Origin of the sequence: Porphyromonas sp. oral taxon 279 str. F0450 (assembly GCF_000292995.1) — a bacterium.
Lineage (GTDB): Bacteria > Bacteroidota > Bacteroidia > Bacteroidales > Porphyromonadaceae > Porphyromonas > Porphyromonas pasteri.
Genome location: NZ_ALKJ01000019.1, coordinates 435266 through 459243, shown reverse-complemented (window position 1 = coordinate 459243; position 23978 = coordinate 435266). Strand labels below are relative to the sequence as shown.

13 protein-coding genes and 1 tRNA gene are annotated in these 23978 nt (G+C 54.5%); 5 read left to right on the top strand and 9 right to left on the bottom strand.

Annotated elements, in window-relative coordinates; all coding sequences use genetic code 11:
- Window positions 1-24: 24 nt before the first annotated feature.
- The 9 genes from carB to HMPREF1323_RS05665 all read right to left on the bottom strand — a co-directional run bounded on the left by carB (window position 25) and on the right by HMPREF1323_RS05665 (window position 14112).
- Window positions 25-3264, bottom strand: a complete 3240-nt coding sequence (carB, locus tag HMPREF1323_RS05705; RefSeq protein ID WP_009433057.1) for a carbamoyl-phosphate synthase (glutamine-hydrolyzing) large subunit — start codon at window positions 3262-3264, stop codon at window positions 25-27.
- 25 nt (window positions 3265-3289) lie between these two features.
- Window positions 3290-4363 carry a glutamine-hydrolyzing carbamoyl-phosphate synthase small subunit gene (gene carA / locus HMPREF1323_RS05700; RefSeq protein ID WP_009432882.1) on the bottom strand — a complete coding sequence of 358 codons (1074 nt, stop codon included), beginning with the start codon at window positions 4361-4363 and terminating at the stop codon, window positions 3290-3292.
- A 282-nt stretch (window positions 4364-4645) separates the two neighbouring features.
- On the bottom strand, window positions 4646-5938 hold the full coding sequence (gene metK, locus HMPREF1323_RS05695) for a methionine adenosyltransferase (protein ID WP_009433077.1): 1293 nt from the start codon (window positions 5936-5938) through the stop codon (window positions 4646-4648).
- 673 nt (window positions 5939-6611) lie between these two features.
- Window positions 6612-6944: a hypothetical protein gene (locus HMPREF1323_RS05690; RefSeq protein WP_009433017.1), complete on the bottom strand. Its 333-nt coding sequence runs from the start codon at window positions 6942-6944 to the stop codon at window positions 6612-6614.
- Between the two features lie 217 nt (window positions 6945-7161).
- Window positions 7162-8553 carry a sodium:proton antiporter NhaD gene (gene nhaD, locus HMPREF1323_RS05685; protein WP_009432907.1) on the bottom strand — a complete coding sequence of 464 codons (1392 nt, stop codon included), beginning with the start codon at window positions 8551-8553 and terminating at the stop codon, window positions 7162-7164.
- A 40-nt stretch (window positions 8554-8593) separates the two neighbouring features.
- On the bottom strand, window positions 8594-9862 hold the full coding sequence (locus HMPREF1323_RS09010; protein WP_009433087.1) for a phosphatase PAP2 family protein: 1269 nt from the start codon (window positions 9860-9862) through the stop codon (window positions 8594-8596).
- A gap of 4 nt (window positions 9863-9866) precedes the next feature.
- The gene (locus HMPREF1323_RS05675) at window positions 9867-10502 is read right to left on the bottom strand and encodes a metal ABC transporter ATP-binding protein (RefSeq protein ID WP_009433068.1); all 636 of its coding nucleotides are present in this window, start codon (window positions 10500-10502) and stop codon (window positions 9867-9869) included.
- A gap of 8 nt (window positions 10503-10510) precedes the next feature.
- A complete protein-coding gene (locus tag HMPREF1323_RS05670; protein WP_009433132.1) occupies window positions 10511-11404 on the bottom strand; it encodes a metal ABC transporter solute-binding protein, Zn/Mn family in 894 nt (297 codons plus the stop codon).
- Window positions 11405-11430: 26 nt separating this feature from the next.
- Window positions 11431-14112 carry a calcium-translocating P-type ATPase, PMCA-type gene (locus tag HMPREF1323_RS05665; RefSeq protein ID WP_009751917.1) on the bottom strand — a complete coding sequence of 894 codons (2682 nt, stop codon included), beginning with the start codon at window positions 14110-14112 and terminating at the stop codon, window positions 11431-11433.
- Between the two features lie 922 nt (window positions 14113-15034).
- Here HMPREF1323_RS05665 and HMPREF1323_RS05660 point away from each other — a divergent pair.
- The 5 genes from HMPREF1323_RS05660 (at window position 15035) to dprA (ending at window position 23949) form a co-directional block, all read left to right on the top strand.
- Window positions 15035-15111: transfer RNA gene (locus HMPREF1323_RS05660), tRNA-Asp, on the top strand.
- A gap of 289 nt (window positions 15112-15400) precedes the next feature.
- Entirely contained in the window at window positions 15401-18286 is a 2886-nt protein-coding gene (gene gcvP, locus HMPREF1323_RS05655) for an aminomethyl-transferring glycine dehydrogenase (RefSeq protein ID WP_009432922.1), read from the top strand.
- Window positions 18287-18802: 516 nt separating this feature from the next.
- Window positions 18803-20080: a serine hydroxymethyltransferase gene (gene glyA / locus HMPREF1323_RS05650; protein ID WP_009433095.1), complete on the top strand. Its 1278-nt coding sequence runs from the start codon at window positions 18803-18805 to the stop codon at window positions 20078-20080.
- 197 nt (window positions 20081-20277) lie between these two features.
- Window positions 20278-22686, top strand: a complete 2409-nt coding sequence (locus HMPREF1323_RS05645; RefSeq protein ID WP_009433098.1) for a family 20 glycosylhydrolase — start codon at window positions 20278-20280, stop codon at window positions 22684-22686.
- Window positions 22687-22794: 108 nt separating this feature from the next.
- Window positions 22795-23949 (top strand): DNA-processing protein DprA, encoded by a 1155-nt coding sequence (gene dprA, locus HMPREF1323_RS05640; protein WP_009432923.1) that lies wholly within the window; start codon window positions 22795-22797, stop codon window positions 23947-23949.
- Window positions 23950-23978: the final 29 nt, after the last annotated feature.

Genomic DNA, 23978 nt, shown 5'->3' with positions numbered 1-23978 from the left:
GTGCTATTAGGGAGAGCCTTGCGCTTACTTGTACTCGGCCCAGCTCTTGATCTGCAGATCCTCGATGGGGAGCGTGCAGAAGGCGGTGATGAAGGCCGAAGCCAGACGAGCGTTGGTCAGCAGCGGGATGTTGAGGTCAATGGCCGCGCGACGCAGACGGTACCCGTTGGTGAGCTCGCCAGCGGTGAGGTTCTTGTTGATGTTCACCACCATGTCGATCTTGCGCTCATGCAGCAGGTCGAGGGCTTGGGGATGCTTCCCTTCGTCGGTAGGCCAGAAGACCAGCGTAGAGGGGATGCCGTTCTCAGCCAGCATGTCGTGCGTGCCCTGCGTAGCGTAGAGCGCATAGCCCTTGTTGTGCAGGAGCTGGGCTGCATCTAGCATGTCGACCTTCTGCTTGTAGCCACCCGTGGAGAGGAGGACGGAGCGCTCGGGGATGCGGTAGCCGACGGAGAGCATTGACTTCAGTACGGCCTCGTTGGTGTCGTCACCGAGGCAACCGACTTCACCCGTACTCATCATGTCGACGCCGAGCACAGGGTCGGCCTTCTGCAGGCGAGCGAAGGAGAACTGCGACGCCTTGATCCCTACATAGTCGAGGTCGAAGGCGCTCTTGTTCGGCTTCTCGACTCGCTGCCCGAGCATGATGCGCGTGGCGAGCTCGATGAAGTTAATCTTCAGCACCTTGCTCACGAAGGGGAAGCTGCGTGAGGCGCGGAGGTTACATTCGATGACCTTGATCTCGTTGCCCTTAGCTAGGAACTGGATGTTGAATGGCCCCGAGATGTGCAGTGCTTCGGCGATCTGGCGGCTGATGCGCTTGATGCGGCGTACCGTCTCGACGTAGAGCTTCTGACCTGGGAACTGAATCGTCGCGTCGCCCGAATGCACCCCAGCGAACTCGATATGCTCGCTGATGGCGTAGGCGATGATCTCGCCACGCTGGGCTACGGCGTCGATCTCGACTTCCTTAGCGTGCTCGATGAACAGGCTTACCACGACGGGGTGCTCCTTCGAGACATCGGCAGCTAGCTCGAGGAAGCGGTAGAGCTCTTCTTGGTTGGAGCAGACATTCATCGCTGCCCCCGAAAGGACGTAGCTGGGACGCACCAGCACGGGGAAGCCAACCTCGGAGATGAACTGGTCGATATCCGAGAGGCTCGTCAGCTCCTGCCAGCGGGGCTGGTCGATGCCGAGCTCGTCGAGCATGGCGGAGAACTTGTGGCGGTCCTCTGCATTATCGATGTCCTCAGCCTGCGTCCCGAGGATGGGGATGCGCTGCGAGTGGAGCTTGAGAGCGAGGTTATTGGGGATCTGTCCGCCCGTAGAGAGGATGACACCGCGTGGCGTCTCCAGATCAAGGATGTCAAGTACGCGCTCGAAGGTCAGCTCATCGAAGTACAGACGGTCGGTGATATCGTAGTCCGTGCTGACAGTCTCGGGATTATAGTTGATCATCACCGAGCGGTAGCCTTGCTCGCGGATCGTCTGCAGGGCGTTGACGCCACACCAGTCGAATTCTACCGAGCTCCCGATGCGGTAAGCACCTGAGCCGAGGACAACGACGGAGCGTCCGTCTCCCTCATAGTTGATATCGCTGTACGTGCCGCTATATGTGAGGTAGAGGTAGTTCGTCTCTGCTGGATATTCGGCGGCAAGCGTATCAATCTGCTTGACGACGGGGATGATGCCCAGTTGCTTGCGCTGGGAGCGCACGGCAAGGGCTTCCTTGTCCCCAGCCTTCATGCCCTTATCTGCGACGACGAAGCGTGCGATCTGGAAGTCGGAGAAGCCCTGACGCTTGGCGCGAAGCAGGAGCTCGTAAGGGAGCTTGTCTATAGCGGCTACTTCGCCGAGGCGCTGGGAGGTGCGGACGATACTCTGGAGCTTGTCGAGGAACCAGCAGTCGATCTTCGTCAGCGCATGGATTTGCTCGATAGTATATCCAGAGTGCAGTGCCTGACTGATGGCGAAGATACGCGTGTCGGTGGGTGCCTTGAGAGCCTTATCCAGCTCGTCAGCGGGGATCTCCTTCGTATTGTTGCCTACGAAGCCGTGCATACCTTGGCCGATCATACGCAGGCCCTTCTGCATCGCTTCCTCGAAGGTGCGGCCGATAGCCATGACTTCCCCGACGGACTTCATGCTACTGCCGAGCTCGCGAGATACGCCGTGGAACTTCCCTAAGTCCCAGCGAGGGATCTTGCACACGACATAGTCCAGTGCGGGCTCGAAGAAGGCGGGGGTAGTGCGCGTCACGGAGTTCTTTAGCTCAAAGAGGCCGTAGCCTAAGCCAAGCTTAGCCGCGACGAAGGCCAGCGGATAGCCCGTAGCCTTAGAGGCCAAGGCTGAGGAGCGTGATAGGCGTGCATTGACCTCGATGACGCGATAGTCTTCGCTCTCGGGGTCGAGAGCGTACTGCACATTACACTCCCCGACGATGCCGATGTGGCGCACGATGCGGATGGCGATCTCGCGGAGCTTATGGTATTCGTTATTTGTCAGCGTCTGTGAGGGAGCGACGACGATACTCTCACCGGTATGGATACCGAGCGGGTCGAAGTTCTCCATATTACAGACGGTGATACAGTTGTCGTAGCAGTCACGGACGACTTCGTACTCGACTTCCTTCCATCCCTTGAGGCTCTTCTCTACGAGGACCTGAGGGGAGAAGGCGAAGGCCTTACTACATAGCTCGTCAAGCTCAGCTTCGTTGTCGCAGAAGCCGCTACCCAAGCCACCGAGAGCGTAGGCGGCACGGATGATAACGGGGTAGCCCAGCTCTTGGGCTGCACGGCGTGCATCTTCGGTAGTCTCTACGGCGTGGCTCTGGATCGTCTTGACGCTGATCTCATCGAGCTTGCGAGCGAAGAGGTCACGGTCTTCGGTGTTCATGATAGCCTCGACGGGCGTACCCAGGACCTCGACGTTGTACTTCTCAAGGACGCCACTCTGGTGGAGCGCTACACCGCAGTTGAGCGCTGTCTGTCCACCGAAGGCAAGGAGGATGCCCTGTGGGCGCTCCTTCTCGATGACCTTCTCGATGAAGAAGGGGGTGACGGGGAGGAAGTAGATCTCGTCAGCAATGCCTTCGGAGGTCTGTACCGTGGCGATGTTGGGGTTGACGAGTACGGTGCGTATCCCCTCTTCGCGCATGGCCTTGAGTGCCTGTGAGCCGGAGTAGTCGAACTCACCAGCTTCACCGATCTTCAGTGCTCCCGATCCGAGGAGCAGTACCTTCTGTATCTTATTCTTGTCGATCATTGTCTCGTGCTATTGGGAGGGGTAATTAAAGCAGGTTGAGGAACTCCTCGAAGATGAAGAGCGTATCGGTCGGGCCACTGCAGGCCTCGGGGTGGAACTGAGCAGAGAAGAAGGGCAGGCGCTCGTGGCAGATCCCTTCGTTCGTGCCGTCATTGAGGTTGACATACTTCTCACGCCAGCCCTCACCGAGAGTGGAGGCATCTACGGCATAGCCGTGATTTTGGCTGGTGATGAAGCAGCGGTTCGTACCTACCTCGCGTACAGGCTGGTTGTGGCTACGGTGTCCGTACTTCATCTTGCTAATCTTTGCTCCTGCAGCTGCAGCGAGGAGCTGATTGCCCATGCAGATCCCGCAGATGGGCTTCTCCTTAGTGAAGGCCTTGCGGATGTGCTCGACGGTGACACTACACTTATTGGGGTCGCCAGGGCCATTCGAGAGGAAGAGCCCGTCGAAATCAATCTGATTAAAATCATAGTCCCAGGGTACGCGGTAGAGCGTGATCTCTGGACGGATGAGGTTGCGGACAATATTGTTCTTCGCACCGCAGTCTACGAGCACGACCTTCTTAGGTCCATTGCCATAGATCGTGACCTCCTTGGGAGAAGCTTCAGCTACGAGGTTACGTGCGTTGGGGTCATCAAACGGGATATCTTCGCAGCCCTCGAGAAGAATCTTCCCCTTCATCGAGCCCTTTTCGCGAAGGGTCTTAGCGAGCTCACGCGTATCAATGCCCGTGAGACCGAAGACCTTCTCACGGCGGAGCCAGTCTCCGAGTGAGCCCTCGGAGTTCCAGTGGCTGTACTCCTCGGAGTAGTCGGAGACGATGATCCCCAAGGGATGTATCTCATCGCTCTCGCGGAAGAAGGCTATACCGTTTTCATCGTGCTTGGGAGAGGGGACGCCGTAGTTGCCCACGAGAGGATAGGTCATCACGAGGATCTGGCCTCGGTAGCTGGGGTCCGTAAAGCTCTCGGTGTAGCCCGTCATGGCGGTGTTGAAGACAACCTCGCCTGCTACGGGGGCTTCGTAGCCGAAGGAATACCCCTCGAAGCGACTGCCGTCATCGAGGATTAGGGTAGCTCTCTTGTAGTCTTGCATAGGATGGATACTTTGTGAGAATGTAGTGTAGAAGGGATTGCTCGAGGCTTTTATAAAGAGAAAAGCCGTCTACCAAGCAGAGCTTGACATACGGCTTTCTTATATCTTGTGTCGCTCGTGGGGAGCGAAGACCTCAGTATCATTGACGTGATTAGTGATGCTACGCAGGGCCTCTTTAGCTCTGCTTTGCACGCAAAGATAGCTAAAAAAGCGGAACCGCCTCGCTCCTTGCTCCACGATTGAAGTGGTAGCGAGAGGGGCGAGGCGGTGTCAATAGGGGGATTAGAGACCGAAGCGCTGGCGGAGCGTGTCTACGTAGTCCAGCTTCTCCCAAGTGAAGAGCTCGACTTCGTGGGCGACATTGCCACGGCTATTCGTCGAGAAGTACTTCGTGATCTTGCGAGGCTCGCGGCCGAAGTGCCCGTAGCTGGCTGTCTCACGATAGATAGGAGCACGGAGCTTGAGGCGCTGCTCGATAGCATAGGGGCGGAGGTCAAAGACTTCGTCTACGAGCTTGGCGATCTCGGCATCGCTGAGAGAGACGTGGCTTGTCCCATTGGTGTTGACGAAGATGCTGATCGGCTCAGCGACCCCGATAGCATAGGCGAGCTGTACGAGTACTTCGTCAGCGACGCCAGCAGCGACGAGGTTCTTCGCTATGTGGCGAGCTGCATAGGCTGCAGAGCGGTCTACCTTAGAGGGGTCCTTGCCAGAGAAGGCACCACCACCATGGGCGGCCTTACCTCCGTAGGTGTCGACGATGATCTTACGCCCCGTGAGACCAGTATCTCCGTGAGGACCGCCGATGACGAACTTACCCGTGGGGTTGACTAAGAGCTTCGTCTCGCTGTCGAAGGCACGCTGTACATCCTCGGGGTAGCGCGCTAAGACACGAGGCAGGAGTACGCGACGGATATCCTCCGTGATACGTGCCTGCATCTCTGCATCAGCGATAGCCTGCGCTTCGGCAGTCGCATCAGTAGGCTGGATGAAGTCGTCGTGCTGGGTGCTGATGACGATCGTGTCGATACGCAGGGGCTTACCTTCCTCAGAGTACTCTACCGTCACCTGGCTCTTAGCGTCGGGGCGGAGGTAGGGCATGAGGTGAAGCTCTTCCTTGCGAATGCGAGCGAGTTCCTCCAGGAGGGCATGGGAGAGATCGAGGGTAAGAGGCATCAGAGAGGGAGTCTCACGGCAAGCATAGCCGAACATGATACCCTGGTCACCTGCACCCTGCTCCTCGGGGGCGGTGCGCTCAACCCCGCGGTTGATGTCGGCACTCTGCCCATGGATGGCTGAGAGTACACCGCAGCTATCGGCATCGAAGCAGTAAGCGCTCTTGTTGTAGCCGATCTCGCGGATGACGTCACGCGCGATGTCCTGCAGCTCTACATAGGCGTCGCTCTTGACTTCGCCTGCCAGCACGACTTGTCCCGTCGTGACGAGCGTCTCGCACGCTACCTTGGAGTGCGGGTCGAGAGCCATGAAGTGGTCAAGGATGGCGTCCGAGATCTGGTCGGCTACTTTGTCGGGATGTCCTTCTGAGACGGACTCAGAGGTGAAGAGATAACTCATCTTATATTGGTTGAATGGGTTGGTTAAATATGTCTCGTACCCTTAGGTGGATGCAAAAAGACCTCAGTTGTTTTAGGGAGGCAACCAAGGTCGAAGCGCTAAGTCTGTCGTAAGGGATGGGAGCTAAGGTATTGGCTCTATCTGGACGACGGGTTTAGCATTTTTTTCTCGTGGTTGCAAGCATCTCAAATCTATCCACGTCCCACCGATGGGGCACTATTTTCGCCTGCAAAGTTAACCTTTTCTTGTTATTTCACCTCCGTAGTGTAAAGAGTGTAGCGGCTCCGTATCAAAATGCGAGGGGTATATCGTGCCTGTTTCTACCACGAAAAAGTAGGTGCTTCGGTGAGATAGTCCCCTAAGAAGCGGAATGTCGTTCCTATCTGATATTCTTCCCCTTGTACTTGTAGTGGTGTGAACCTATATTGCTTGCTGCTCCGACCTATATAGGTCGACGCTGTGACCTATATAGCTTCGCAGGCTGACCTATATTGGTCAGCCCATCGACCAATATAGGTTGATACGACCCCTTCAGGGATGTGCTTCAGAATAGCCTATAGGAGAGGGCTGATGCCAAGCTCTTGCCCGATTCCAAAAGGAAACGCCCTGCTCGCACAGATGTGCGGGCAGGGCGCCGTCCTCTTCTTAGAAGAGATAGATCTGTGGAAGTGATTTACTTCTTCTTACAGCAAGACTTCGTGGAGTCTTGCTTCGTCATATCTTGGCGCTTACAGCAAGATTTTTTGCTGTCCTTCGAGTGCTTGCCTTCAGCTTTGCAGCAGGACTTTGTCGAGTCTTGTACTGCAGCGTGGTGTGCTTCGCATACCTTAGCTCCTTCGGGTGTCGAGCAGGCTGCACCTGCTTTGCAGTCACACTGCTTGCTCTTGCCTGAGCAGCATTTGGCTGTAGCTTCCTTCTTTACTGAGTCCGTCTTGGTGGGGCTTTGGGCGGAGAGGCTGGTGCCGAGCGCGAAGATACACGCTGCAGCGAGGATGAACTTCTTCATTATTCTTGGTAATGAATTATGTAATGAGTGATTAGAAATTATCTAAGGACAAAGGTAGTGAAATTGCTTAGCCGTGTTATCCTATTGGTAAATGGAGCCATTGATGCTATGTATAATGATACTATGAAAAACAATGAGGGAGCGGGTGACCTTCTTCCCTTGGAGAAGAAGGTCACCCGCTCCCTGTGTATGGTATGCTTTTGGGCGCAAATTGAAGCTAAAAGATGAGCGAGATGAGCTGGTAGACTACAGCCCCAGAGATATAACCAGCAAGAGCAAGCAGACTGAAGCGCTTGAAGTAGTAGCCGAAGCTGATTCCTTCGAGCCCCATCACTGTCACCCCTGTCGCCGAACCGATGATCAGCAGGCTACCACCTGTGACGGCACAGTACGCAAGGAAGACCCAGAAGGAGCCATTGACGACGAAGGGTGTGATCGCCCCCGATGTCTCCAGCGGATACATACCGAGGACAGCGGCCACAAGGGCAACGTTGTCAAGCATGGAGGAGAGTACCCCGATGATAGCAGCGAGCAGACCCGTATTGGGAATGAGGGCTGTGACGCGAGTGGAGGCTGCGGCGAGTTGTCCGCCTTCGATCAGTGCTGCCACGGACATCAGGATGCCGAGGAAGTAGAAGATCGTAGTGAGGTCAGCATGATTGAGGAGGGTCGTGACACGGAGCTCTGTTGCATTCTCGAGGCGCTTCTTGAAGCGGAAGAACATCAGCTCAGTGTAGATCCACACGATGACCAGACCAAAGATAACCCCCATGAAGGCGGGTACATCGAAGAAGGTCTGCCAGATAGGTACGAGCATCAGCGAGATGATCCCCAGGACGAGGACGATGATACGTGCGTGCTGAGGGAGGATATCATCCAGTGAGTCTTCGGGGACATCTGGTAGGGCACGCAGCTGAGCATTCTTCTTGAAGAGGAAGTAGTGCGCCAGAAGGGTGGGGACCACCATGTTCACGAAGGCGGGGATGACGAGGTGGAAGATCTGATAGTATGGCGTGATACGACTGTTGTTCCACAGCAAGAGGGTCGTCACGTCACCGATAGGCGACCAAGAGCCCCCTGCATTACAGGCGATGATGCTGATACAGGCATACTTCATTCGGTCCGTGGTGTCGGGGACAAGGCGACGCAGGATAGCGATGATGACGATCGCAGCAGCGAGGTTGTCCAGGAACGCCGAGAAGAAGAACGAGGCAATAGCTACACGCCACAGCAGCGCACGCTTATTCGTCGTAGCGACGATCTTAGCCACGGACTTGAAGCCCCCGTAGGTGTCGATCGTATTCACAAGGACCATTGAGCTGAGGACGAAGAAGAGCGTGCTCGAGACGTCACCGAGGTGCTCGGTGAGCTTGAGGGAGAGGTAGTCGGATAGGCCTCTCTCTTCGGCTGGCGAGAGAGCGCAGGAGGAGAGGAACTTATGAAAGCCCTCTGTCACCGAGGCAATATCCGTATCGATGAGTAGAATGGCCCAAAGCACGACGGCTGTGAGCAAAGCCGTAGCGGTCTTGTTGATCTTGATTTGCTCTTCGAGAGCAATGCCGATGATCCCTAAGACAAAGATCACGGGCATGAGGTAATACCAACTCATAGAATAATAGGATTGTAAGTGAGTAAAGGGCGAGGAGGAATCAGAGGTAGACCTCCAGTGCCGTGCCCCCATAGAACGAGACGGGACTGAGTCCGTACCTCCGCTGAGGGGTAGTAAGGTGATAGGACGAAGGATAGTAGTCCAGCCCGAGGGGTAGGCGCAGACCAAGCTCCTTCGTGAAGCGCCAGCGAGGCGCCAATTCGATACCCATGCCCACCGAGCTTGCGGGCATATACAGCGCAGGCTCATTAGCGGGGAATGTAGTAGCCCGCCCTACGTGCTTACGAAGTGCAGCCGAGGCGGATGCCGAGATATGAAAGCCTCGCCATAGGCGTAGGTCACGCCCGAGGCCTAAGCGTAGGGATAGGTAGTGGTCTTGAGCACTGCGTCCCAGACCATCGCCTCCCTCCTGACCACGGAAGGTCGATAGACCCACATTCCCCTTTAGGTATAGAGGCCACTGCGGGGGAGTGTACTCGATGCCCAGCGCAGCATGTCGCCCCTGGAGGCTCCATGTACCTTCACCCTGCGAAGGGGTAGCGCTTAGCGTAATGGGGGCATAGAGACGGAGGTGAGGAGTAGGCTCCTCATTGTAGTACTTCAGTTGACGTCCTGTGCTGCCAAAGAGGCGGTCGCTTATCCAGTAGCCGATGTGCCCTGAGAGGATGCCAAGTCCAGCCCCCGTGACGACATCACCTATCCAGTGGCGGTTATTGAGAATTCGCCCCAGCCCAGTGATAGAGGCGAGTCCGTAGCTTACGGGAGGAAGCCATGGATAGCGCTCGCCATACTCCAAGCTCAGTAGCGTCGCTGAGGTAAAGGCCATAGCGGTATGCCCTGAGGGGAAGGAGTTTCGAGACGATCCGTCAGGGCGTCTTACACGCGCGGTGTACTTAATCGCCGAGGTGACAGCGAGCATCGTAGCCGTTGCGGCAGCATCAGCCGTGAGCACCTGCCAGGGTGATTTACTTGTACCCTCCACACCCGCAATGCGTAGACCAAGTTGGGCTGCTAATGGGGCGAACTGGAGGTAGTCATCGTAGTGGTGACGGAAGTGAGGATAGTGCCCGTAGCGTATCGTGCGTATCTGCTCGTTGTGAATATTCTGCATCACTCCTATACCTACGAGTGGCGCTGCACTGAGCGCCCCCTGTAGGAGGAGTTGATTCGTTTTCTGCGCATTGCTCAGCGTGTCGGGGCGATATATAGCTGCCGTCGTGTAGCTGAGCGTATCGGCTGCACTCTGCGCTTCAGAGGGAAGAGCCGTGAGGAGGGATAGTAGAGCGAGTGGATAGGCTTTCTTATTCATAAGTCTATTCGAAGCGTCCGAGGGTAAGGGTCTGCCAGTACTCGGACTTGGCTTGGTGGAGGTCGTGGGTGACCATGAGCATCGTTGTCTCGGGGCGTACGACTTGCTCCAGTAGCGACTCGAAGCTTTCCTTATAAGACTTGTCAAGGAAGCTGAGTGGCTCGTCGAGGATCAGAAGCTCGGGATTAGATGCCAGCGCACGACCGAGCAGAGCTCGCTGGAGCTGACCACCGCTGAGCTTGCCGATGGGTTGTTGGAGGAGGTGCGTGAGTCCGATGGCTTCTGCGAGCTTCTCTACCTGCTCTCTACGCACACCGCGCCTCGTGGTGCCTTGGGGGAGACCAGAGTCAATAACCTCGTGGACGTGGATGGGGAAGTGGCGATCGATCTGATTGATCTGTGGAAGGTAGCTGGCGACCAGCTGGTCGGTAGTATGGCCCTCACGGTCATAGCGGAGGAGCTGTCCAGCTTGTAGCGGGATAAGCCCCAGCAGAGTACGCATGAGGGTGGTCTTACCGCTGCCATTCGGTCCCGTGATAGCCCAGCGCTCACCACGACGCACGCACCAGTTGAGGTGCTCAAGTACGACCTTGTCGGGATAGCCGAGGGTCGCATTATGTAGCTCTAAGAGTGGTTGCATAGGGGAGGTCATCTTGTAGGGATAGATGAGGTGGTATCGCTTAGTGCACGAGTGATGAGTAGAAGTTGCTCCTCCCAGTCCCCTCCCAGCGGGTTGATGACGACCATACGCGCGCCGAGCTCTTTCGCAATGCTCTCGATGAGCTTGGAGTCAAACTCCTGCTGGATGAAGACCACGCGTACGCCCAGCCTCCCAGCCTCTTCGATGAGTGCTTGTATATGCTGAGGCGTAGGCTCCTTGCCATCTTGCTCGATGACGAGCTGCTTGAGACCATACTCCTCTGCAAACTCAGAGAGGGACGGATGGTAGATAACGAAGGCACGCGAGGGTATATCGGAGAGTTGCTCTTTTATCGTCCGCTCTACGTGCTCCAGACGATGGACGAAGCGCTGGTAACCCGCATCATACTGTGCTCGGTGCGTCGTATCAATACGGCAGAGAGAGTTGTATATGCTCTTACCCATAGACTGAAGCCCGCGTACACTTGTCCAGTAGTGTGGGTCGTGAAGATGAGCGGAGCTACCGCTGTGGTGATGTGCAGGCCCTACCAAGTCCTGATCGAGACGTACGAGCTGCAGGGCTGGCTGCATCGTATGGATACGCTCCACCCAGCTACGCTCAAAGCCCAGATCACCCATGTAGAAGTAGGCTGTGCTGGAGGCGAGTGCTTGGATGGCCTGTGGTGTAGGCTCGTAATTCTCTGGATTATTCCCCTGGGGGAGTAGTGTCGTCACCGCAACCAAGCTATCAGCGATCTCCGTGATGACCTGAGCTGCTGGTGCTATCGTCGTGGCAATTTGGAGTCGGGTAGACCGCTGCTCGCCCTGCTGACAAGAGGAGGTGAGAAGCCCTATTCCCAGGAGAAGGGCACACAGGGGGCGGTGGAGTGAACTACATATCATCGGAGTAGGAACTGCAATCTGCTTACTTATGCACGAAGCCGTCCAGTGAGGCGGGCGATGAGACGCCCCAACTCACCGATCCAGAGTACTGGGCTAGTGGCTATGAGGAGTGCGATCCAGTAGCTGAATGGGAGAGGAGCTATCTGGAAGAAATCATACGCAAAGGTAGTAATTAAGAACTGCCCTACGAGGATGACAGCTGTGATCAGCAGGAAGTAGCGCGCTCGATCCATGCCTGCGAATGCACTGCGACCCGAGTGGAATGCCTTTGCGTTGAACATATTCCACAGCTGAAGAAAGACAAAGGTGGTGAAGAATACGGATAGGTCGAGTGCCGTAAGTTGCTCCTTCCCTTCAACCCACTGTCCCGTCGTGAGGTCCAAGTGCTCCAACATATAATGTAGAGCAAAGAGCAGAAGGAGGAACAGGCCCCCGACTCCGAATATCTGTCGTGCGAGCTGCGGTGTGATGATCCCAGCAGAGGCCTTGCGTGGACACTCCTTCATGAGATGGGGGCTGGGTGGTAGGGAGGCCAGCGCCAGCGACGCGAAGGTATCCATGATGAGGTTCACCCAGAGCATCTGTGTTACGGTGAGGGGAGACTCCTTGCCGAGGAAGGCACCTATAAGGACGGTGAGGCATGCCACGACATTGATCGTCATCTGGAATAGGATGAAGCGCTGGATATTCAGGTACAGTGAGCGCCCCCATAGTACGGCCTGCGCGATGCTGGCAAACGAGCTGTCGAGGATGGTGATATCGCTGGCTTCCTTAGCTACCGCCGTACCGTCGCCCATCGACAGCCCGACATGTGCTCTATTGAGGGCTGGGGCATCGTTGGTTCCATCTCCGGTGACGGCCACGACTTCGCCCAACTCTTGTAGCAGGCGTACGAGGCGCTCCTTGTCCATAGGGCGTGCGCGTGCCATGATCTTAAGGCGGGTAAGTAGTTCCTTGGCTTCGTCGTCTGTGAGAGCCTCAAAGTCTGCTCCTGTGATGATCTCATCGGTCGTAGAACGATCCGTCCAGAGGCCGATTTGTCGGGCGATCTCTTTAGCCGTGCCAGAGGTATCCCCTGTGATGATCTTCACGCCGATACCTGCCTCTCGGCACTGCTGGATAGCCGCGGGCACTTCGCTACGCACGGGATCCATGATGCCGAAGATGCCTTGTAGCTGTAGTCCTTCTTGGATCAGCTCGTCAAGAGGCTTCTCTTGATCTGTCGGACTCTCGACTATGTGGTAGCCAAGAGCGAGCGTTCGCATAGCGCGTGACTGATACTGCTGTAGTTGGGCTTCGTAGCGGGTACGTACCTCCGTAGGAAGATTACATAGGCTGAGCAGAATCTCTGGTGCCCCCTTGACATAGAGTACGGCCTTCCCTTCGAGCATTGCGGACTGGACTAAAGTTGCCATGCACTTGCGCTCTGTCGAGAAGGGGAGCTGTCGGATGATAGGGGCGGAGTCACGAAGGGTGAGGTAGTCGTACGCTTGCTCTCGTATCCAAAGTAGAAGAGCTCCTTCGGTAGGATTACCCATGACCTCGGGGTGCTGTCGGTCGTGTGTATTGAGGAAGGCGGTTGTGTTGGCTGCTACGGCTTCGGGGAGAAGGCTTTGTGCCTCAGTCGAGGCTTCGCTGAAGAAGCTCTCGACGCGCATTCGATTCTCCGTGAGCGTCCCCGTCTTGTCGGTGCAAATGACGGTGATAGCACCCATCGTCTCGCAGGCGTGCATACGGCGAACGAGGTTGTTGCTACGCATCATGCTACGCATGCTATAGGCCAGAGAGAGACTCACACTCATTGGTAGCCCCTCGGGGACAGCGACGACGATGACTGTCACGGCGAGCATGATCTTTCCGAGGAAGTAGGAGAGTGTAGCATCCCATGGAGCTGCAAAGCCCCCATCGAGAGCATAGATCAGGGTGCTGCCTACGAGGACAAGTGCCGCGAGGATATAGCTGATACGGGCTATGAGACTGCCGAGGTGATCAAGTTGCCGATTCAGTGGAGTATCTACGGAGGCATCTATCTGGATACCTTCAAAGATCTTCCCCTGTTCGGTCGCATCTCCGACGACCTGTACGCGACAGACGGCATGTCCCTCGAGGATGGTCGTGCCACGACATATATAATCGGTAGGGTAAGTGGCTTCGCTGTCTTGATCGTCAGGGTGTACGCTCTTGATCGTCATCGGCTCACCCGTGAGGGTTGACTCATCTACCGAGAGTGTGACAGCCTCAAGGAGCTTGGCATCGGCAGGGATCTCCTCCCCCGTCTCCAGATAGAGCAGGTCGCCGACGACGATCTCGCGCTTCGGGATCTGTATGATCTCACCATCGCGCATGACCTTGTAGCGCACCTCGTCGCCTACCTGGCTCAGGAGCTCGAACTCCTTCTCGCTCTTTAGCTCGAAATAGAAAGCTATGCCTGTGGAAAGTAGTATCGCTAAGAAGACTCCGACAGGCTCAAAGAATCCAGCTCCTGTGGGATCAGTCTTGGTGATAAAATACTCATAGCTGGCAGAGAGGAGGGAGAGTACCATAGCGATGAGCAGGATGATGATGATGGGATCCTCGAATTTCTCGAGGAAAAGCTTCCAGTGTGAGGTGCGTGGGCGGGGTGTCAGCTCATTGCTGCCGTGTTGTAGCCGGCTCTTTTGTGCCTGCTCGGAGGTTAGTCCTATATGCGGAGTAGGGATCTTGTCCATTATATATTAATGTATAGGGGTAGGGGTGAGAGATCGAAGTAGGGACCTCTCCTGCCATCTCCTTCGCCTGCAAAAATAGCGGAAGACCACCACATGATCATCCTATCACTTCTTAGACGGATTCAGAGACTTTCTTATACTCCTAAGATGTACCAGTACTGATTGATTTTACTCTTCTGCAAAGGTCTATTCTATAAGGGGAGGGGGATGTAGTGACAGATAGGGATAGGGGGGCTGGCATAACAAAGGCCTACCTCTTCATGAGACTGTTGCCGCGAGTCCTGCCCTCGATTCAGAGAGCTAAGGCATTGCGCACCCAGATCCCCGATATGCCTCTCCAAAGTGACCGAGCAAGCCCTTCACCTTACCGCACGTATTCCTCTTATCCAGCGGAGGGAAAAGTGTCCTTCTCGTGAAGAAAAAAGCGCCTTCACGCAGTGGTCTTCCTCTGTCTACGCACGTAGTCTTAAAGACCAGGCACATAAATCCAAATATCCACGTACGTAGATATTAGATCCACGTACGTAGCTCAAACTTATCTACCATTCGTCCACAACTTTTCTCCCTACGCGGACCAATAACCTAATAGAGGTCACTTCACAAAGCTATATAGGAATCAGTCCAGAGCTATATAGGAATCCAAGCAAAGCTATATGGCTTTCTTCGCCATCCTATATAGCTCTACCCACACCCCCATATACCTATATACGGAGCCATTGCGCAAGCCTACTTCTTCATTGCTTGTACCTTCTTGCCTCGAAAATCGGAGCCTTTAGGCTGAGAAGACCGAAGTTAGGAAAGTGTAAGCGGTGAAGAGATGGCCTTGCACAATGGTCTCTTCATGGGATCGGCTGGTGAAAATGGGAATTATTTGGAGGCTTGGAAAACTTATACTATCTTTGCAACGCAAATCAGCAAGCACGGTGTGGTAGTTCAGCTGGTTAGAATACCTGCCTGTCACGCAGGGGGTCGCGGGTTCGAGTCCCGTCCATACCGCCAAAGAAGAGAGCATAGTTAAAGCTGTGCTCTCTTTCTATATAGATACCTGTCACATCTTGATAACCTTAGCTGTTATTTACTCTAAGTATATAGTAGTCTCCTACTCACATTAAGGAATGTGTGGTGGTGGTGTTTGATGGGGTAACAAGCTAATACTAAGGCGGTAAACTTTGTAAGATATTTTTGTAAATCATTGAGGTACAACGAGCCTGCAAAATACCTACCTTTGGTACGCTGTAGATAGATCAGCGTACGACTACTATAACAATACTTAAGCTAACGTTCGCCAATGAACACCAATGACTTTTCCATCCGCCACATAGGCGTGGGGCAGCACGATGCCGATGAGATGCTTCGTACCATCGGGGTGAAGACCTTAGATGAGCTCATCAACCAGACTCTACCCTCCAACATCCGATTGGACAAGCCTCTGGATCTCCCCGAGCCTATGACTGAGCGGGAGTTTGCTGAGCATATCGCAGACCTTGCATCTAAGAACGAAGTCTATACCTCCTACATCGGCCAAGGCTGGTACGATACCGTACTCCCCCCGGTCGTCCAGCGTAATGTACTGGAGAATCCCGTCTGGTACACATCCTATACTCCCTATCAAGCAGAGATCTCTCAGGGTCGCCTTGAAGCGCTCTTCAACTTCCAGTCGGTCATCACAGACCTGACGGCACTCCCCTTGAGTAACTGCTCCCTCCTCGATGAAGCAACGGCTGGGGCTGAAACCGCCTTCCTCCTCTTCAATGAGCGCTCTAAGGCTAAGGTGAAGCTCGGTGCACGCAAGCTCTTCGTCGACAAGGACGTCTTTGCTTCCACTCGTGATGTCATCCTCACGCGCTGTATCCCTCAGGGGATCGAGGTTGTCCTCGGCAAGTGGAACGAGTTCGACTTCGGTGACGAGTTCTTCGGAGCAATCGTACAGTACCCAGGCTCACTCGGTGGTGTCAATGACTACTCTGAGTTTGTGACCAAGGCTCACGACGCAGATATCAAGGTTGGGGTCGCTGCTGACCTCCTCGGTCTTGTCCTGCTGACGCCTCCAGGAGAATGGGGGGCTGACGTCGTCTTCGGCTCAGCTCAGCGCTTCGGTGTGCCCATGTACTTCGGTGGTCCCTCGGCTGGATACATCGCTTGTCGCATGGAGTACAAGCGTACGCTACCAGGCCGCATCATCGGTCTGAGTAAGGACCGCCTGGGCAAGGAGTCCTATCGCCTCGCCCTGCAGACTCGCGAGCAGCATATCAAGCGCGAGCGTGCTACGAGTAATATCTGTACCGCTCAGGCTCTGCTGGCTTCGATGAGTGGCTTCTATGCCGTCTACCATGGTCCCGAAGGCCTGAAGAATATTGCACGCCGTGTCCATTCTTACACGGGCTTCCTCGCAAAGAAGCTTCAGGATCTCGGCTATCGCCTCCTGCATGAGAACTTCTTCGATACACTCTGCGTCATCCTCCCCGAGGAAGCAGGCTTTGCAGCTAAGCTCCGTGAGATCGCAGAGGAGTGTCGTGTGAACCTCTTCTATGCTCCCTGTGGTACGGTCGCTCTGCTTAGCATTGACGAAACGACACTGCCCGAAGACCTCAGCGTCCTCTGCTACATCTTCGCTTCTGCTCTTGGCAAGGAGAGCAACTTCAATGACGAAGTCGGCGAACACACGATCCACATTGATCGCAAGTTCGTACGTACCTCGCCCTTCCTCTCCTACGAAGTCTTCAACAAGTACCATACGGAGACCGAGATGATGCGCTATATCAAGCGTCTTGAGCGTAAGGATATCTCCCTGACGCACTCGATGATCTCTCTCGGCTCATGTACGATGAAGCTCAATGCTGCCACGGAAGTCATACCTCTCAGCAACCCAGCCTTCTGCAATATCCATCCCTATGCTCCTGCTGAGCAGGTACAGGGCTCCCTCGAGCTGCTGGAGAACCTCAAGGGTCTCTTAGCTACGATCACGGGGCTGCCCGTCGTATCGCTCCAGCCTAATTCGGGTGCTGCTGGTGAATATGCCGGTCTGCGTACGATCCGCTCTTACCACGAAGCTCACGGAGGTGGTCACCGCAGTAAGATCCTTCTACCTGCTTCTGCTCACGGTACGAACCCTGCTTCGGCTTCACAGTGTGGCTACCAGTGCGTCATCGTAGCATGCGATGCGCATGGTAATGTCGACTGGGAAGACTTCATGAAGAAGACCGAGGAGCATAAGGATGACCTCGCTGCGATGATGATCACTTATCCCAGTACGCACGGGATCTTCGAGACGAACATCATCGACCTCTGTAAGCGTATCCATGATTGTGGAGCCCTCGTCTACATGGATGGTGCGAATATGAATGCTCAGGTAGGTCTTACTAACCCTGGCTTCATCGGTGCAGACGTCTGTCACCTCAACCTGCATAAGACCTTCGCTATCCCTCACGGTGGTGGTGGTCCTGGTAGTGGTCCTATCTGTATGACCGAGGCTCTCGCTCCTTACCAGCCTACGCATGGCTATGGCGTCGACTACGAGCCCATCGAAGGGAACGTCGTCTCTGCTGCTCCTCTCGGTAGTGCTGGTATTGATGTCGTCTCCTATGCTTACATCCGCCTGCTGGGTACGAAGGGGCTTGAGCGTGCTACTCGCACGGCAATCCTCAATGCCAACTACATGGCTGTCCGTCTCAAGGATACCTATGGTATCGTCTACACGGGGGCAACGGGCCGCGTCGGTCACGAGCTGATCCTCGACTGCCGCAAGCTCAAGGAAACCTACGGTGTCGACGAGAGCGATATCGCTAAGCGCCTCATGGACTTCGGCTACCATGCTCCTACGCTTTCCTTCCCTGTACATGGCACGCTCATGATCGAGCCCACCGAAAGTGAAAGTAAGGCTGAGCTGGATCGCTTCCTTGATGTGATGCAGTGCATCTGGGGTGAAATGCAGGAGATCAAGGACGGTCGTACTGACGCCGAAGACAACGTGCTGAAGAATGCTCCTCACCCTGAGTACGAGGTAGTCTCTGACTCTTGGTCACACAGCTACCCTCGTGAAAAGGCTGCTTATCCGCTGCCTTACCTGCGTGAGAATAAGTTCTGGATCAATGTCGCTCGCGTAGACAATGGCTTCGGCGACCGCAATCTGATCCCCGCCTTCTGTGCTTGTATCGCTCCTACGATAGAGGAATAAGCACTAAGGTCTAAGTAAGTAATGCCCCTCCCTTCGTCCTATCGGGACGAAGGGAGGGGCTTCTTTTTGCACAGAACTTAAGGTGTAAGCTTGCGAATTATACATTGGTCGACTACTATCTCTCATGCTTGCTACTTTTATATAGAGGAGGAGGTCGCTGCCTCTATCCTTGGTAGTATTTCCCCTTCTCAAAATATTTTAGATATTCAGTCTCTATGTTAGCACCTATAGTGTGGTATAGAGTGGGGGAGAGAGCTAAGGGATGAGAGTAGCCCTATTGCGGTGCTATATGCTATGATTCAGTAGATTGTCTCCCTCTTTTTGATGACTCTTGAGGCCCTTTGAAGAGCTTCTTCGGAGCATCCCAAAAGAACTCTTGGGGAAAGCTTTGATATATAGATACAATTCTTATCTTTGCCTTGTAGAGATAAGAATACACTCAGTAAGTACAATAGCACGAAGCACAAGAGTACATCACTCAACTATATCCATCCAAACAATAACACGTAAGAAACTATGAACGACTCCGCTATCTTCACTCTGATTGAAGAGGAACGTCAACGACAACTCAAGGGTATTGAGCTCATTGCCTCTGAGAACTTTGTCAGTGAAGAAGTCATGAAGGCTATGGGTAGCTGCATGACCAACAAGTATGCAGAAGGCTATCCTGGTAAGCGCTACTATGGTGGTTGCGAAGTAGTAGACAAGTCTGAGCAGCTCGCTATCGACCGCATCAAGCAGCTCTTCGGTGCTGAATGGGCCAACGTACAGCCTCACTCAGGTGCTCAGGCAAATATGGCCGTTCTCCTCGCCTGTCTCAACCCTGGCGATACCTTCATGGGGCTGAACCTCGCCCATGGTGGTCACCTCTCCCACGGCTCTGCTGTCAATAGCTCAGGCATTCTCTACCATGCTATCGACTACAATGTCAGCGAAGAAACGGGTCGCGTGGACTACGATCAGATGGAGCAGCGTGCTCTCGAGCACAAGCCTAAGCTCATCATCGCAGGGGGCTCGGCTTACTCTCGCGAATGGGACTACAAGCGTATCCGTGAGATCGCAGATAAGATCGGGGCTATCTTCCTCGTCGATATGGCTCACCCCGCTGGGCTCATCGCTGCAGGTCTTCTCGATAATCCTGTCAAGTTCGCTCATATCGTCACCTCCACGACGCACAAGACGCTGCGCGGTCCTCGTGGTGGTATCATCCTTATGGGTAAGGACTTCGATAATCCTTGGGGCAAGACTACGCCTAAGGGTGAGATCAAGAAGATGTCCGCACTCCTCGACTCTGCAGTCTTCCCAGGTGTACAGGGTGGTCCTCTGGAGCACGTCATTGCAGCTAAGGCAGTAGCCTTCTACGAAGCTCTCCAGCCCTCATTCAAGGAATACGGTCGTCAGGTCAAGAAAAATGCTCAGGCTATGGCTGAAGCCTTCGTACGCCGTGGCTACGGTGTCGTATCTGGCGGCACGGACAACCACTGCATGCTCATCGACCTGCGTGGTAAGTTCCCCGAACTGACCGGTAAGGTGGCTGAAAAGGCTCTTGTAGCAGCTGACATCACGGTGAACAAGAATATGGTTCCCTTCGATAGCCGCTCGGCTTTCCAGACCTCGGGTATCCGTGTCGGTACGCCTGCTATCACTACTCGTGGTGTCAAGGAAGATAAGATGGAGTACATCGTCTCCCTCATCGACCGCGTCCTCTCTGCGCCCGAAGATGAAGCTGTCATCGCTGCTGTCCGCAAGGAAGTCAACGAAATGATGGCTAACTATCCTATCTTCGCTTGGTAGATCTTACCGATCAGGTCGGGCCAGTCGGCGTGAACCTGAGTTAACAAGTGACCCGAGGCTATTGCCCGGAGTAGTGTACGCTACTCCAGCGCAAGCCTCGGGCTACTCGTTTTTCCATATATTTGCATTACAGCGTTTGATGAGTCTTTCCTTAAGGCTTTATCAGTAGCGCTGATCATATCATTCAAATAGACTCAATGAAGAAGTTATTTACAAGCATGGCCTGTGCGTTGGCTCTCTGTATAGGAGGGACTGCTGCGTGGGCTGCCAGCGCTCTCTCTCGAGTGTCTATCCCCGTGCCTTCGTATGACAAGGGGATCAACATTATCCCTCGTCCTAAGCAACTCCAGGAGCTCAAGTTCCCTGCTTTTCGCCTGACAGCGACTACACCTGTCATTGCCTCTGGTGATTCAGCTGTGACGATCGCTCGCTTCTTCACCGAAAAGATTAATCGCTCTACGGGCTTCTCACTGCGTGTAGTACCTGGTGCTAAGGCTACTCAGCAGGCTATCTTCGTTCGCATTGATCCTAAGCTCGCCCTTGGCGATGAGGGCTATACGCTGAACTCTTCTTCCCGCGGTGTCGAGATCGTTGGTCGTTCGGCGAAGGCTCTTTTCTGGGGCTTCCAGAGCTTGATGCAGCTACTCCCTGCAGAGGTCGAGTCTGCAGTTAAGGTCGGGACTCTCCCCACGGCATCTTGGACGATCCCTGCCGTTCGTATTTCTGATGAGCCTGCCTTTGAGTATCGCGGTGTGATGGTCGATGTATGCCGCCACTTCCTCACGGTAGACGAGATGAAGAAGCACATTGATATCATCTCTATGTTTAAGATCAATAAGCTCCACTGGCACCTCACAGAGGACCAGGGCTGGCGTATTGAGATCAAGAAGTATCCCCGCCTTACTGAGGTCGGTGCTTGGCGTATCGAAGGAGATGGCAGTCGCTACGGTGGCTTCTATACGCAGGATCAGGTCCGCGAGATCGTTCGCTATGCACAGGATCGCTTTGTGACGATCATCCCTGAGATTGAGATGCCAGGTCACGGTATGGGTGCTATCGCCTCTTACCCTGAGCTTACCTGCTTCCCCAACCGTCGTAAGTATATCGTACGTAATATTTGGGGTATCGAAGATGATGTCTATTGCGCTGGTAAGGAGTCGACCTTTGAGTTCATCCAAAATGTACTCGACGAAGTCGTACCCCTCTTCCCAGGCGAATACTTCCACATCGGTGGGGACGAATGTCCTAAGGATCGCTGGAAGGAATGTCCCAATTGCCAGAAGCGCATCAAGGCTGAAGGTCTGAAGGATGAGCACGAGCTCCAGAGCTACGTCATCCGCCGTGCAGAGAAGATGCTCGCTAAGTATGGGAAGAAGCTTATCGGCTGGGATGAGATCCTCGAAGGTGGCCTTGCTCCTACGGCTACCGTTATGAGCTGGCGTGGTGAAGATGGTGGTATCCAGTCTGCCAATATGGGCCACGACGTGATCATGACCCCTGGTAGCGGTGGCCTTTATATTGACCACTATCAGGGTGACCCCAAGATCGAGCCCGTAGCTATCTGCTGCTATGCTCCTCTTGAGAAGGTCTACAACTACAATCCGATCCCCGAAGCTATCGCTCCAGATAAGCGTCACCACATCAAGGGGGCACAGACCAACCTCTGGGCTGAGTATCTCTATACCCCAGAGATCATGCAGTACCGTGCCTTCCCTCGTGAGATCGCTCTTGCAGAAGCCGTCTGGTCGCCCATCTCTGGTCGTGACTTCAAGGACTTCAATCGCCGTCTTGACAATGCGTATGTCCGCCTTGATATGCATGGTGCGAACTACCATATCCCTCAGCCAGAGCAGCCTCTGCCTAACGTAAATCCTAAGGATAGTTACGAGAAGACGGTTGCTTCGCTCAACTTCATCGCCTTCACCGATAGCGCTGAGCTGTCTCTCAAGACGACCCGCCCTATCCGTATCGTCTATACGCGTGATGGTAGCACGCCCACGCTGTCCTCTGAGAGCTACACCATGCCTCTCAAGGTCACCAAGAGCGAAGTCATCCGTGTAGCTTCTATCCTTCCCTCAGGTAAGACAAGCCCCGTACGTGAGATTACCTTTGAGAAGCAGACTCTTGCTCCTGCAGCTACCGTTGCTAACCTCAAGCCAGGTCTGGCTACGAAGACCTCTATTGGAGACTACTATCAGGCTACTGATCTTATTGGTGTGACGAACTGGACTAAGGGTATCGCCAAGCATCCTCAAGACCTTCGTCCTGACGTCGTTAAGAATCACATGGCAGAGATCAAGCCTAAGGCTGTCATCGGTGATGGCTATGTGAAGATTCCCAAGGATGGTGTCTATGTCTTCTCTACGGACCTTGATCAGATGTATATCGATGGCAAGCTCCTCATCGACAATAGCGGTGAAGTAGCTAAGTCGAGCCGTCGAGACAAGAGCGTAGCTCTGAAGGCTGGCTGGCACAAGATCCGCCTGATCTTCATCGGAGCAGTTCGTGGTGGCTTCCCCACGTATTGGGATGGTGCTGCTGTTGCCTACCGTAATATCAAGGACAACAAGTTCACCAACATCACCGAAGATATGCTGGCACATTAAGCCGCTTCGCACACCTCTTCCAATACTTTCGACTGAGCCCTCGCCTCTCTCCTTCCGCTGGAGAAGGGCGGGGGCTCAGCCTTCTCTACTACTTTCACCTTAGCATCTATGCCTTCCAGCCTTACTCCGACCGAGCGGACCTATACCATTGCACTCTCCCTCACTAAGTACGTCGGCCCTCGCTCTGCTATTGAGCTCATCGAAGCCCTTGGTTCTGCTACGGCTCTCTTCACTGATGCGGAGCTTCGTGCTCGTATCCTTCCCCGACTGCCTCAGCGTATAGCGCAGCAGCTGGCTTCGCCTACTATGGTTGAAGAGGCTCTGCGTATCGAGGAGCGTTGTCAGAGGGAAGGTATTCGCCCCATCTTCTTTCTTAGTGAGGACTATCCAGCGCCTCTTCGTGAGATTGCCGTTCCACCCATGGTGTTGTATGTGCGCGGGGAGTATGTAGCTTGGGCGGAGCGTAAGCATGTGAGTGTCGTCGGTACGCGAAGTATCTCCGACTATGGCCGTGTACTTACCCAGCAGGTGGTGAGAGAGCTGTCGGCTACTTGCCCTGCATCTACGATTGTCAGTGGGCTGGCCTACGGAGTCGATATACAGGCTCATGAGGTTGCGCTAAATCTGAGTCTTCCGACGGTGGCTGTGCTCGCCCATGGGTTGGATACGCTCTATCCGAGTGCGCACTGGCGGATCGCCGAGCAGATCCTGCGTGATGGAGGTGCTTGGGTAAGCGAATATCCGCCAGGGGTAAAGCCCTATCGTCAGGCTTTCGTTGCGCGTAACCGTATCATCGCCGGGCTAAGTGCCGCAACTATCGTCATCGAGGCGGGCGAACATAGTGGGTCGCTTTCTACGGCAAGCTATGCTCTGGAATCGGGACGCGAAGTCTTCGCCTGTCCTGGTCGCTTGACCGATCCTGAGAGTATTGGATGTCATAAGCTCATCGAGGAGCAGCGTGCCCATCTCTATCTTGGAGCGTCCTCGATGATAAAGGAGCTGGGGTGGGGGGCTTTGGATGAAGGAGTAGAAGCACATCCCTTCTCTACCCCTCTTGTAGAAAAGCCAGCTCTCCCTTCTCCCGCGAGGGAGTATCCACCTCATCCTTTGCTCGCTATCTTGATAGAGCAGGGTGTGCTTTCTGTCGATGAGCTATCCCGCCTATCGGGTATGGACTTGATGACCGTCCGAAGTGAGCTCTTTGATCTCGAGCTGGATGGTTGGGTACAAGCCCGAGCGGGAGGTTGCTACAGCTTGTGCTGAAGGCGATGAAATAAGAAGAAGCCCTTAGG

What these genes read in the sequence shown, in the direction of transcription:
- HMPREF1323_RS05690 (WP_009433017.1), bottom strand. Translation starts at nt 6,944, where the DNA reads ATGAAGAAGTTCATCCTCGCTGCAGCGTGTATCTTCGCGCTCGGCACC.
- gcvP (WP_009432922.1), top strand. Translation starts at nt 15,401, where the DNA reads ATGAACACCAATGACTTTTCCATCCGCCACATAGGCGTGGGGCAGCAC.
- carB (WP_009433057.1), bottom strand. Translation starts at nt 3,264, where the DNA reads ATGATCGACAAGAATAAGATACAGAAGGTACTGCTCCTCGGATCGGGA.
- HMPREF1323_RS05670 (WP_009433132.1), bottom strand. Translation starts at nt 11,404, where the DNA reads ATGATATGTAGTTCACTCCACCGCCCCCTGTGTGCCCTTCTCCTGGGA.
- HMPREF1323_RS05675 (WP_009433068.1), bottom strand. Translation starts at nt 10,502, where the DNA reads ATGCAACCACTCTTAGAGCTACATAATGCGACCCTCGGCTATCCCGAC.
- carA (WP_009432882.1), bottom strand. Translation starts at nt 4,363, where the DNA reads ATGCAAGACTACAAGAGAGCTACCCTAATCCTCGATGACGGCAGTCGC.
- dprA (WP_009432923.1), top strand. Translation starts at nt 22,795, where the DNA reads ATGCCTTCCAGCCTTACTCCGACCGAGCGGACCTATACCATTGCACTC.
- HMPREF1323_RS05665 (WP_009751917.1), bottom strand. Translation starts at nt 14,112, where the DNA reads ATGGACAAGATCCCTACTCCGCATATAGGACTAACCTCCGAGCAGGCA.
- HMPREF1323_RS05645 (WP_009433098.1), top strand. Translation starts at nt 20,278, where the DNA reads ATGAAGAAGTTATTTACAAGCATGGCCTGTGCGTTGGCTCTCTGTATA.
- nhaD (WP_009432907.1), bottom strand. Translation starts at nt 8,553, where the DNA reads ATGAGTTGGTATTACCTCATGCCCGTGATCTTTGTCTTAGGGATCATC.
- glyA (WP_009433095.1), top strand. Translation starts at nt 18,803, where the DNA reads ATGAACGACTCCGCTATCTTCACTCTGATTGAAGAGGAACGTCAACGA.
- metK (WP_009433077.1), bottom strand. Translation starts at nt 5,938, where the DNA reads ATGAGTTATCTCTTCACCTCTGAGTCCGTCTCAGAAGGACATCCCGAC.
- HMPREF1323_RS09010 (WP_009433087.1), bottom strand. Translation starts at nt 9,862, where the DNA reads ATGAATAAGAAAGCCTATCCACTCGCTCTACTATCCCTCCTCACGGCT.